The organism is Bdellovibrio sp. SBM16 (genome assembly GCF_056175625.1).
The window spans coordinates 66,079-78,013 of sequence record NZ_JBJKJG010000001.1 but is presented as its reverse complement, the minus strand read 5'-3'; the positions used below and the strand labels follow the sequence as shown (position 1 = coordinate 78,013).

Sequence of the window (11,935 nt, the reverse complement as noted above, 5' to 3'; positions counted from 1 at the left end):
TGTTTTATAGCGAATATTCTCGATTGCCACCCTGAGAAAACGCTTGCTTCAGTTTATTAGCTTTTGAACCCCTGTTTAACTCTCCGATTCAAAGTAAAAACCTTTGCTTTGCCCCCTCTTTGAAGCTAGTAATATAGCTCTAAATTCAGTGATATTTTTTTGCACTAAAAGGTGGCAATATGTTGAATGACGTTCCAGGCGGAAACGCTGGCGAAAATCAAGATTCAGGAGCAACTCCTCAACCAGTCCGCAAACCGGATTGGTTGAAAGTAAAAGCTCCAGCGGGCGAAAACTACGCGCGCATCAAAGACATGTTAGGCGAATTAAAACTTGCTACTGTTTGCCAAGAAGCCCGCTGTCCAAATATGGGCGAATGCTGGTCTGGCGGAACAGCCACCATCATGATCATGGGCGATACCTGCACGCGCGGCTGCCGCTTCTGCAACGTGAAAACTGGAAATGCAAAAACCGGTCTTCCGCCAGTTGATCCGTTTGAACCGGAAAAGGTGGCGTATTCGATTTCGCAAATGAAACTAAAATACGTGGTGATCACTTCGGTTGATCGCGACGATATGCCAGATCAAGGTTCTGACCATTTCGCCAGAACTGTCAACACGGCTAAAAAACTTGATCCAGATTTAATCGTAGAAATTTTAACGCCGGACTTCCGTGGTGATGAAAAATTAATTCTTCACCTAGCCGCAAGTTATCCGGATGTGTTTGCCCACAATATTGAAACTGTTGAGCGTTTAACCCCGCGTGTGCGCGACCCGCGCGCTAAATACCGCCAATCATTAGACGTGCTTAAGTTAGTTAAAAAATTTGATGCAAAAATTTATACTAAATCTTCAATCATGCTGGGCTTAGGCGAAACAGATGAAGAAGTGATTCAAACTTTAAAAGACCTGCGCGAAGTCGGATGCGATGTGGTGACATTTGGCCAGTACTTACAACCAACACCTAAGCATTTAAAAGTGATTGAGTTCGTAACGCCAGAAAAATTTAAATTCTGGCAGGAGACGGCAGAAGCTATGGGATTTTTATACGTGGCTTCTGGCCCATTGGTTCGAAGTTCTTACCGCGCCGGTGAGTTCTTCTTAGAAGGTATGATTAAACAAAATAGAGAATTAAATAAAGTAGATCGTTTGAAAGGAAACAACTAGAAATGGCTGATATTAAATTACCTGAATTAGGTGAAGGCGTAACTGAGGGCGAATTAGTAAAATGGTTGGTAAAACCAGGCGACCAAGTTAAAGCTGATCAAACTGTTTGCGAAATCATGACTGACAAAGCAACGGTTGAAGTTCCGACCCCAATCGCAGGAACAGTTAAAGAATTATTATTTAAACCGGGCCAAGTGATCAAAGTTGAGTCTGTGATCTTAAAATTAGACAGCGCTGCCAGCACGACGGTTTCTGCACCGGCGCCAAAAGCTGCTCCGGCTACGGCTCCGGCCGCTGCAGCCCCACAGGCCGCAGCCCCGGCTGCAACTGGCGGTGGCACAACCAATGTTAAACTTCCGGAATTAGGTGAAGGTGTTACTGAAGGTGAATTAGTTAAATGGACTGTAAATGTTGGTGATACAGTTAAAGCTGACCAAACTGTTGCAGAGATTATGACTGACAAAGCCACCGTTGAAGTGCCGACCCCTGTAGCGGGCGTTGTTAAAGAATTAAAGTTTAAAAAAGGCGATGTGATCAAAGTTGAATCTGTGATTTTAATTTTATCAGGTGCCGCTGGTGCGACCGCAGCAGCTCCGGCTCCGGCCGCCCACGCAAATGGTAATGGCGCTCACGCTCCAGCTCCGAAAGCAGCTCCAACGCCAGCGCCACAAATGACAGCTTCGGCTGCGGTAGCAGCAGCAGCCGGTGGCATCTACCCTCCTGTAGCTGAATCACGTGTGTTAGCCACTCCGGCGACTCGCCGTTTAGCGCGCGAGATGGGTGTTGATATCAACACGATGACTGGCTCTGGACTCGCTGGCCGCGTAACTCGTGAAGACGTATTAAGCGCTAAAGGTGGCCAAGCAAAAGCCGCTGTATCAACTGGTGCAGGTGCTACGTCTGCGGGAACACCTACTATGAACTTCCCGAAACCAGAATACAAATCGACCAATGCGCAATTAGAAGAGCGCGTAGACTTAATCGGCATCCGCAAAAAAATCGCACAAAACATGCAAATGTCTAAAGCGATTATCCCGCACTTCACATTAATGGATGAAGCTGATGTCACGCAGTTAGTAGCCTTACGTGAGTCATTAAAAGATTACGCTGAGAAAAACGGAACTAAGATTACCTACTTACCGTTTGCGATGAAGGCGTTAATTGCGACGATCAAAGAATTTCCGCAGTTTAATGCTTCAATTGACGATGCCAATTCACAAATCGTTTATAAAAAATACTTCAACATCGGTTTTGCCGCCGACACGCCAAATGGTTTAGTGGTGCCAGTGATTAAAAATGCTGACCAAAAAACAATTTTAGAAATCTCTAAAGAAATTTTAGATCTTTCAAAACGTGCCCGTGACGGAAAATTAAAACCAGACGAGATGAAAGGCGCAACAATCACGATCACAAACATCGGTTCTGTGGGCGGTACTTATGCAACACCAATCATCAATCACCCTGAAGTAGCGATCCTTGGTATGTACAAAATGTCTGATAAACCGGTTTTAAACAAAGACGGCTCTATCGGTTTTATCAAATCAATGAACTACACAATCACTGCAGACCACCGTTTAATCGATGGCGCTGTGGCAGCGAACTTCTTAAAATCGTTCTTCGCTAAGATCCAAAATCCCGGCGTGATGATGATGGGAATGTCATAGGAATAAGTATGAAAAAGATTTTATTGTTCTCATTATTTGCGATGGCCCTACAAACGACAGGTTGCAGTTCTGCGCCTGTGCTAGTGCCATCTACGCATTGGGAACAACAAAGCTCGAGCGAATCTAAGGCAACCGCACCTGTTGACCCGAACCCCCCTGAACCGGCTAAAGAACAAGCTTCGTTCTGCAGTTACGATGGCGGTTTGCGGTTCGGCCGACAAGGCGGAGTTTACACAGGCAACTGCCCAAAAACTTTAGAGCGCGCATTTAAAAATGGTTATCTTAAAGGCCGTGCTGAATACGACAAACAGCACCCACAAGAAGGAAATAAGTAATTTATGCAAAATTTTGATATCGTAGTAATTGGCTCTGGTCCCGGTGGTTATGTGGCGGCAATTCGCTCGGCCCAATTAGGTTTTAAAACAGCTGTTATCGAACGCGAAGCCTTAGGCGGCGTTTGTTTAAACGTAGGCTGTATCCCGTCAAAAGCGATGATCACGGCAACTCACATGTTACACCGTGCTCAACACGATTTTAAAACTATGGGCTTAAATATCAAAGGCGGAATCGACGTTGATATGAAAACTTTAGTTAAGTGGAAACAATCTGTCTGCGACAAAATGTCTGGCGGTGTGAATCAACTTTTAAAAGGTAACCAGGTTACCATCTTAAAAGGCGAAGCGACTTTCAAAACGACTAAAGAATTAACTCTTAAATCTTCAACTGGTACTGATTCAATCACGGCTAAACATTTCATTATTGCCACGGGTTCGCGCCCGATTGAGATCCCGGGTTTTCCGTTTGATGAAAAAGATATCTGCTCATCAACGGGCGCTTTAAACTTTGATGAAATCCCTAAGCGCGTAGTTGCGATCGGCGGTGGTTACATAGGTTTAGAAATTTCTTCTTACTTACGTAAATTAGGTTCTGAAGTGATCGTTGTTGAAGCGCAGACTTCTCTGCTTGCTGGCGTAGTTGATCCTGAATGTGCCCAAGTTGTGGCCCGTAAAGCTGAAAAAGCCGGTATTCAGTTTAAGTTTGGTGCTAAAGCCAAAGGCCAGAAGAAAACTAAAGATGGTTATGAAGTGACTGTTGAAATCAACGGTAAAGACGAAGTGATCAAATGTGATAAAATCTTAGTTACAGTGGGCCGTCGTCCAAATGGCGATCAGGCTAATCTTAAAGGTGTTGGTATCGCGGTTGACGAGCGCGGCTTTGTTAAAGTTGATGCTCAACGCAGAACCAACGTTCCGCACATTTTCGCCATCGGTGATATCTGCGGCCAACCTATGCTTGCGCACAAAGCGTCGCACGAAGGTGTTATGGTTCCAGAGATTATCTCTGGCATTAATCGCGTTTACGACGCAAAAACAGTTCCTGCGGTGGTGTTTACTGATCCAGAAATCGCCTCAGCGGGTATGACTGAAGCTGAATGCAAAGCTAAAGGTTTTAACGATTTATTAATCTCGAAGTTCCCATTTGCAGCCAACGGCAGAGCGGTGAGCATGATGGAAACTGACGGTTTTGTAAAAATGATCGCGGATAAGAAAACTCACGTTTTACTTGGCGTTCATATCGTTGGCCCTGAAGCTTCAAACTTAATCTCTGAAGCAGCACTGGCGATTGAAATGGGTGCCAGATTAGAAGACGTGGCGCTTACCATCCATCCGCATCCAACATTAGGTGAAACGATGATGGAAGCGGCTGAAGCTACTTTAGGTCACGCGATTCATATTATTCAAAAGCCTTTAACGGGCGCTAAATCGGCGCACGCGTAACCGGTATGATTTTCGAAGACTGGGGCCTCATCTCTTACGATGAGGCTATGAAAAAACAGCTAGAGTATGTTGAAAAACTTGATCAGTTGTTATCATCAGGCGAGCAGCACCCAGGCTTCTTAATCTTTTGTTCTCATCACGCAGTTGTTACTACCGGCCGACAAACTCAACCCACTGATATATTCGCATGGCAAGGCCCGGTGATCGAAGTATCCCGTGGCGGTCGTGCGACCTATCATGGCCCTTCGCAAATCGTGGTTTATCCGATTTTTCGCATCAAAGATGTGCGCGCTTATTTACGAACTTTAGAGTCGGCTATTGTTAAAACTCTGGGCTATTACGGCATTCAGGCCGAAGGTAAAACACCGCAGAAAATGCCAGGGCAACAAGTTGAAACCGACGAAACCGGTGTGTGGATAAAAAACCAAAAGATCGCATCTCTTGGTATCGCGGTAAAAAAATGGATCACTTATCACGGGGCCGCGATTAACTTTTTTGACGATCCTACCGCTTTTACCGGAATTAATCCCTGTGGTTTTAAAACTGAAACCATGATTTCGGTTGAAAAAATATTAGGCCAAGACAAGGTCTCGGCCGATGAGTTTAAGACTACACTTAGAAAAAATCTAGAGGATGTTCTTTAGCTTACCATCTGATCAGGGCTGCTGCTGAGTAATCACAAGCATGCGAAAAGCCCGCTAAACAAACCAAATCACCTTTTTTGATTTTTTGATTTTTGATCGCTTCGGCTAATGTTACCGGAACACCGGCGCCAAATAAATTAGCGTACTTTTCAAACGTATCCAGATGCTTTTCCGGAGGGAGCTGGGCAGCCTCACGCCAGTTGCGCAAGAAGGTTTTATTCGGCTGATTCGTAATCAAATAACTGATGTCTGTTGTTTTAACTTTGATATCTGCGCATACCTTATAGATCATTTCAGGAACAGCCTTGTTACCTCGGGCCACGATCATCGCTGATTTATCTTCATTAAAATCAATACGTCCAGAACTTGAACGTGACTCCCACCATTTAGCGCCATTGTAATCGGCATACATATCTTCAGAATATTCGGGATAATTTTTAAATCCCATACTTAAAATCGGGCGTTCATCACTTGCCGTAACATAGGCCACAGCAAATCCATCACCTGGAATAGCCGCTTGCGCCAGTTGCCGTGTGTCTTCTTGACCAAAGATACGCCCGGCAGCAGTTTGAGCAACACAAATTAAAGCATGGCGAACTTTATTCGCTTGCATGTAGGTTTTTGCCATATCCAATAAATATAAAAATGAAATGCATCCCGTGTTATGAACATCAAAAATCCACTTGGCTTTACCTTCGATTTTTTTATTCACCACAGCTCCGCAGCCGGTAAATGGCTGATCGGGAATTGATACGTTCGTGAGAATCATATCGACATCCGTTTGCGGGTTTAAATTTAAACGAAGTAACAGCTTTTTGGCAGCTTCAGCTAAATAATCCGAAGCCAATTCATCACGCTCCATATGGCGACGCTCGACCGTTCCGGAAAACATTCTGTTTTTCTGACGAACTTCGGCTTCACCAAAGTAATCGTTCGTCACGATTTTCTTTGGCATAATTTCTTCAACATCGATCAGGCTGATATTCATAACGGTCCCATAGGTAAATTATTTGAGTGACGGTATTCCAAAATTTTCTTTAGATTTTGTAATTCAACAGTGTGGCCGGCGTAAAAGAAATCCCAAAACTGCCCTACCCACGGCCGGCCTTGCGGTGCTTTTTCAGGATATGGATTTTTCAGGTAATTCGGGTGGCGGCAATTTTGCCAAAAAACCACCGAGCCTGGTTTGTTTAAAACCAGTTCTGCCGGTACAATGCGGTTTAGATAAATCATCCACAGATCATCACCTTGATCCCAGGCGCAGTGGTAATCTACCGTCAGAGCCTCTTTATTGCTTTTAACTTTAAAATAAATATCGGTGCTATCTCCGATACGGTCGCGGCCAACGAATAATCCATCGTCGTTAACTTTTTTAAAATCGCGCATGCTGTAAGTCCACTCCTGTAAACTATAGGGATTGGCCATGTATTCAAAAACTTTTTCAGGAGGACAATTGATATAATCCTGAATCGGACAATAATCGCCGTAGATATCGTCGTGTGGATAAACTGCGTGCGTAATATCGGCCATCAAGCCGCCCATTTCCACTTTATCAGTGTTTTCGGTGCGACGAAGCCCGGGAATATTCTCAACGTGATTATTTTGGCTCATAGGATTCCTTTTTGTTAAACGCCACAAAAGGCGGATTTTCATTGTTAAGTAAATTAATTGAAATAACTGCCGGGCCTGAGTAGTCGGCGGTCTGCTTTAAACTTTGTTGTAGATCAGACAGGTCATTCACTTCAAAAGCAGCCAATGTCGGAAACATTTGTTTAAGCCCTGCTGCAAAATAGCTTTTCTTAAAATTATTAAGCCCTGTTTCTTTACCCATAAAGACGGCTTCGCGGGTCGAACACATGCCGTGCGAATTGTTATTAAAAATAAAAACAACAACCGGCAGGTGGTGCTCAATCGCCGTGTGAATTTCAAGGCCGTACATTAAAAATGAACCGTCCCCTAAAAGCACAACACTTCTTTTTTGAGACGTAAAAGCAGCGCCCATCGCCACCCCTAAACTGTTTCCCATACCACCCATCGCCAACGACACATAACAAAGGCTTTGGCCATGTAAGGATAGCTGGTTTAAAGCAAAAGCTCCGGTATTACCTGCATCGACAAACACATTTGTTTGCCGGTCGATGAACTCATTGATCAAAGAGAGCGCTTCATTAAAGGTCATTTAATAACTCCGTCATGATCATATCTAAATCACCGACCGCCTTAAATGTCGCAGGTACATAGCTGTCGTCACTGAAGTAACTAAAATGAAACAAGGTTTTTTTCGCTAACACATCTTCTAAGCCCACCCGGTTTAACAAATCCAAGCGGCTTCCCCAGACAACAACTGTCTCAGCCTGCGCGGCAAATTCTACTACTGAGCCGTGCCCCATCATTCCGGTCAAACCTAAAAAGCGCGAATCTTTGTGGTTAAAAAATCCTTTGGCCTGTGGAGTTACAGCTACCCGGGCGTTCAGCTTTTGCGCCAATTGATTTAAGTTTTCACGTTTTTTTAAGTGAACCACCTCTTCACCCAGGATTAACAGCGGCGATGTTTTTAAATTTTTAAGTGGCTTTAAGATAGCTTCTAAGCCGGGTGATGGCGTAAGCGCCGCCGGTGTAACTGCAAAAGGTAAGGCATCTGCAGTTTCGGTCAGTATGTTTTTGGGAATCAGGATAACCGCTGGTTTTTTCGTTACTTCTGCAGATACAAAGGCCTGCTGTAACGCTGGCATAACCTCTGAAGCTTTGCTGACCTGCTGTAAAAATCCAGCACTTGGTTTAATCATGGCTTCAAGATCCAGGGTTCCGTTTTGATTTGAAGTATCCTGAAAACCACCTTTACCTTGCAACGGGGTTGGAACCAGGCCGGCAATAAGGACAAACGGAACTCGGCTTGTGAATGCTTCAGCAAGTACAGGCAAGGTATTAAGTACACCGGCTCCAGAGGTTGTTAGCACGACATGTGGTTTTTGTTGCACTAAATAACTGCCCATGGCCATTAAAGCCGCCTGGTATTCAGTTTTTGCCAAAACCGGTTTAGTTTTTTTAGAATGCTGAAAAGCAGAAAACAAATCTTCAATATTAGCGCCACTCACACCATAAACATGCTGCAGATTCAAATTTTCGATAAATTGAATGATTTGATCTTTAACTAAACTCATAAGTTCTCATGCTGCAGCTCATGCCACAGGGTCGCGATAATTTGCAAAGCTGCTTCTAAATCCGCGGTTTTTTGCGCGAAGCAGATGCGAATGTGATTTTTACCTGCATCACCAAAAGCTGATCCAGCCGTGACCATAACCCCTTGATCTAAAAGCTTCTGGGTCACGATACGGTCATCATATTTAAAATCTAAGAAGTAGAAAAAACCACCTTGTGGAGTCACGTGCGGGATCTGGTAATCAGTCAGTACTTTTTCAACCGTAGCCAGGGCTTCTTCATAAGGAGCCCTAAAATTAAGATTTTTCTCTAACATCGTCTGGGCCAATTCCTGACCAAAAGATGAAATAGCGCCGTAAGCATTGTTAAAATAAGGCATAAGTTTTTTCATATGCTGTGGGCTGGTGACAACCCAGCCTACGCGCGCACCCTGCAGAGGGTACATTTTCGAAAAACTTCCAACGATGTACCCGCGGTCTAAAAACGAAGTCAGTTCCGGGTGTCTATCTGCAGTAAAAATTAACTCGCGATATACTTCATCCATAATGAAATGCAGTTGCGGATGAGCCTCTAACAGCCGGCGAAGCTGTAACATATCATCAGCAGTAAACAACTTGCCCGTTGGGTTATTCGGTGAATTAAAAAGAATAATTTTCGTCTGCGCACTGATTTGCTCAGCCAGACCTGACCAATCAATCAAAGTTTCTGCACTTGGCGCTAAATTAATTTTATACCTTTTGATTTGTAACTTAGAAAATTCAGCTAACTTTTCATAAGGCGGAAAGCCCGGATCAGGAAGTAAGATCTCTGTTGGGCCATCAGATAAATGACTATAGCTGCGCAAAATCACATCCAATGCGCCGATTGCACCGTGGGTGATGCTGATATTATCAAGATTTAATCCGGGATAATATTTACGTAATAATGACAGACGTAAAGTCTCGCTGCCACAAGACGGATAATAACGATGAATTTCTTTAACAGTCACCAGATCAGCTAATACACTTAAAGGAAAGCGGCTTAAGTGGGGCTCACCTAAACTTAGATTATATTTTTTCTGAACAACATCCATCCCGAATGCGCCAGGGCTGGATTTTATCGTCTGTAACACTGAGACCTCATTGCTTGCAGCTTTCCTGTATCCAAAAAATAGATTGTATACAATCTATTTTTTATAGGGTGGGTGAATTTTGATTGTTTTACAGGGTCCTTTTGATATATCTAGCCGCATGTCAGAACGAATCCAAATTGAGCAAGCTCTGTGTTTTAACCTATATACTGCCTCAAGGCTTATGGGGCAGGCCTATGCAGGACCACTTAAAAAGCTGAAGCTGACCTATTTGCAGTTTCTTGTCATGACCCTGCTGTGGGAGAAAAACAATGTTTCACTCAAACAGCTCGGCGACCGTTTACTCTTAGATTCGGGAACACTGACCCCGTTGATTAATCGCCTGATTGAAGAAAAATTGATTAGCAAAAGAAAATCTGCCACTGACGGACGCGAAATTTTTATCAAGCTTACAAAAAAAGGCGAAGACATGGAAAGCAAAGCCAAAGATGTCGGCCTTGAAATGTTCTGTAAACTTGATGTTTCAATGGATAGATTCGTTGAAATCCGCGATGGTGTTCGCCTGATTCTTAAAAATCTGGAAGCTCAATTAAAAAAATAAGAAATCTATACTATTGAGCGCCGGCTTCGCTACCAGCGACATTGGCCGCCATCACGATGGTGGCTTCACCTTTAGCAACAACATCACCGTTAGCCTTTTTGGCAATCGTTTCAATTACTCCTAAACCACGGCTACGGTGTAATTTGGTGATCGTTAGTTCAAAAGTGATTTCGTCGTCGATAAATACCGGGTTGTAAAATTTTAACGTTTGGCCGCGGTAAATACCGCCGGTGCCAATTGCCGTATTTAAACAGCGAGAAATGATCGCGCCCAAGATCATCCCGTGCGCGATACGTTGTTTGAAAATAGTCGTTTTAGCGTACTCATCATCAAGATGGATCGGATTAAAATCACCAGACACTTCGGCAAACTGGCGAACCATTTTGTCGGTAATAACCTGTTTGACGACGGCTTTGTAGCCGACGTCTTTTTGTTGTTGTCTTGCGTTTTCTTCTTCTAAAAATTTTGATGATGACATAGCAACTAGTTATAGAATATTTGCCGCTAATTCTGCAAGCTCAGAACGCTCACCTTTAGTCAGTGTGACATGGGCCGCAATATTCTGACCTTTAAATCTTTCCACTGCGTGAGTTAATCCAGAGTTCGCTGAATCTACGTACGGATTATCGATCTGATAGACGTCACCGGTTAAAATCACCTTAGTACCGCGACCAGCACGGGTAATAATCGTTTTAATCTCGTGCGGAGTTAAGTTCTGCGCCTCATCAACGATCAAGTACTGCTTAGGAATACTGCGGCCACGGATATACGTAAGTGGCTCGATATTCAGCATACCTTGGTTGATCAGCTCTTGGGCACGGCCTGCAGCTTTTTTATCAGCACCCATTAAAAATTCTACGTTATCAAAAATCGGCTGCATCCACGGATTTAATTTTTGCTCGATATCACCCGGTAAATAACCGATATCACGACCCATCGGAAAGATCGGGCGCGATACTAATAAACGCTGAAAACGACCTTCATCTAAAGTTTTAAATAAACCCGCTGCAATCGCTAACAGGGTTTTACCCGTACCCGCTTTACCAACCAGTGAAACCATCATCATTTCGTCGTTTAACAAAGCATCAAGAGCAAAACTTTGCTCGACGTTACGGGCATGAATTCCCCAGATCGAATCCGGCGGATTGATTAACGGCACAATGGCTTTTTCGATACCCGAAAAACGGCCAATGGCCGAATGATTCGGATTAGAAGCATCTTTTAAAATCACGTACTGGTTAGAGTATAATTTTACATCCGGAACGAATTTTTTCTCGCGGTAAAAAGTATCGATGTCGTTGGGCTTTACTTCGATCTCTAGATAACCTTCGTAAAGATCATCCTGGTTCACATCAGAGTTATCGTAATCTTTGGCATTAATGCCGTAAACATCGGCTTTGATACGTAAGTTAATGTCTTTAGAAATCAACTCTACTTTTGCGCGCGGATGCTGTTTTTGCAGAGCTAAGGCCGTACTTAAAATACGGTTATCGGCTTTGTTCTGATCCAATTCGGCAGGAACTCCGGCCATCATCATGTCTGTTGTGATGTACACGATAGTTTCGTGGTTATCGATCTGCACACCCTGAGCTAAATTACCTTTTGATCTTAAGACATCGACAAAGCGGCTGAATTGACGCGCGTTTCGACCGTTCTCACCCTGGTCACGTTTGAACTTATCGACTTCTTCGATAACGGCAAACGGAATATGTAAATCAGCATCACCGAATTTTAGTAACGCGAAAGCATCAAATAGAATGACATTCGTGTCTAAAACAATTTTACGGCGTTTAGTTTTGGCTGCTGGTGTAGGATTAGAACTCAATTCGACCTCCGTGGAATTATGACCGGCGCTCG

At 43.8% G+C, this 11,935-nt stretch carries 13 protein-coding genes; 6 read left to right on the top strand and 7 right to left on the bottom strand.

The window, feature by feature from the left end:
* The first annotated feature begins 179 nt into the window (after positions 1–179).
* From lipA to lipB, 5 genes are read left to right on the top strand one after another with little or no spacing between them, the layout of a single operon-like run.
* Positions 180–1,163, top strand: coding sequence for a lipoyl synthase (gene lipA, locus AC04MM_RS00340; RefSeq protein WP_475378324.1), 984 nt, complete (start codon positions 180–182; stop codon positions 1,161–1,163).
* Between the two features lie 2 nt (positions 1,164–1,165).
* Complete coding sequence (locus AC04MM_RS00335) at positions 1,166–2,827, top strand: 2-oxo acid dehydrogenase subunit E2 (RefSeq protein ID WP_475378323.1); 1,662 nt, start codon at positions 1,166–1,168, stop codon at positions 2,825–2,827.
* 8 nt (positions 2,828–2,835) lie between these two features.
* Positions 2,836–3,162 carry a DUF2799 domain-containing protein gene (locus AC04MM_RS00330; RefSeq protein WP_475378322.1) on the top strand — a complete coding sequence of 109 codons (327 nt, stop codon included), beginning with the start codon at positions 2,836–2,838 and terminating at the stop codon, positions 3,160–3,162.
* Between the two features lie 3 nt (positions 3,163–3,165).
* A complete protein-coding gene (gene lpdA, locus AC04MM_RS00325; protein WP_475378321.1) occupies positions 3,166–4,605 on the top strand; it encodes a dihydrolipoyl dehydrogenase in 1,440 nt (479 codons plus the stop codon).
* A gap of 47 nt (positions 4,606–4,652) precedes the next feature.
* Complete coding sequence (gene lipB, locus AC04MM_RS00320) at positions 4,653–5,249, top strand: lipoyl(octanoyl) transferase LipB (protein ID WP_475378320.1); 597 nt, start codon at positions 4,653–4,655, stop codon at positions 5,247–5,249.
* A gap of 1 nt (position 5,250) precedes the next feature.
* Here the strand turns inward: lipB and AC04MM_RS00315 are convergent, their stop codons facing one another.
* The 5 genes from AC04MM_RS00315 to AC04MM_RS00295 are packed head-to-tail and all read right to left on the bottom strand — an operon-like array spanning position 5,251 to position 9,519.
* Positions 5,251–6,237: a 3-oxoacyl-ACP synthase III family protein gene (locus tag AC04MM_RS00315; RefSeq protein ID WP_475378319.1), complete on the bottom strand. Its 987-nt coding sequence runs from the start codon at positions 6,235–6,237 to the stop codon at positions 5,251–5,253.
* Positions 6,234–6,860, bottom strand: a complete 627-nt coding sequence (locus AC04MM_RS00310; RefSeq protein ID WP_475378318.1) for an SRPBCC family protein — start codon at positions 6,858–6,860, stop codon at positions 6,234–6,236. Before AC04MM_RS00310 ends, AC04MM_RS00315 begins: the two co-directional genes overlap by 4 nt.
* Positions 6,847–7,428: a thiamine pyrophosphate-dependent enzyme gene (locus AC04MM_RS00305; protein WP_475378317.1), complete on the bottom strand. Its 582-nt coding sequence runs from the start codon at positions 7,426–7,428 to the stop codon at positions 6,847–6,849. The genes AC04MM_RS00310 and AC04MM_RS00305 overlap by 14 nt, the downstream gene beginning before the upstream one ends.
* On the bottom strand, positions 7,418–8,410 hold the full coding sequence (locus AC04MM_RS00300) for a thiamine pyrophosphate-binding protein (RefSeq protein ID WP_475378316.1): 993 nt from the start codon (positions 8,408–8,410) through the stop codon (positions 7,418–7,420). Before AC04MM_RS00300 ends, AC04MM_RS00305 begins: the two co-directional genes overlap by 11 nt.
* A complete protein-coding gene (locus tag AC04MM_RS00295) occupies positions 8,407–9,519 on the bottom strand; it encodes a pyridoxal phosphate-dependent aminotransferase (protein ID WP_475378315.1) in 1,113 nt (370 codons plus the stop codon). The genes AC04MM_RS00300 and AC04MM_RS00295 overlap by 4 nt, the downstream gene beginning before the upstream one ends.
* A 118-nt stretch (positions 9,520–9,637) precedes the next feature.
* Between AC04MM_RS00295 and AC04MM_RS00290 the strand changes: the two genes are divergently transcribed.
* The gene (locus tag AC04MM_RS00290; protein ID WP_475378314.1) at positions 9,638–10,078 is read left to right on the top strand and encodes a MarR family winged helix-turn-helix transcriptional regulator; all 441 of its coding nucleotides are present in this window, start codon (positions 9,638–9,640) and stop codon (positions 10,076–10,078) included.
* Positions 10,079–10,088: 10 nt separating this feature from the next.
* Here AC04MM_RS00290 and AC04MM_RS00285 read toward each other — a convergent pair whose 3' ends face one another.
* Both AC04MM_RS00285 and AC04MM_RS00280 read right to left on the bottom strand, forming a co-directional pair.
* Entirely contained in the window at positions 10,089–10,556 is a 468-nt protein-coding gene (locus tag AC04MM_RS00285; protein ID WP_475378313.1) for a MaoC family dehydratase, read from the bottom strand.
* Between the two features lie 9 nt (positions 10,557–10,565).
* Positions 10,566–11,903, bottom strand: a complete 1,338-nt coding sequence (locus AC04MM_RS00280) for a PhoH family protein (RefSeq protein ID WP_475378312.1) — start codon at positions 11,901–11,903, stop codon at positions 10,566–10,568.
* Between the last annotated feature and the right edge of the window lie 32 nt (positions 11,904–11,935).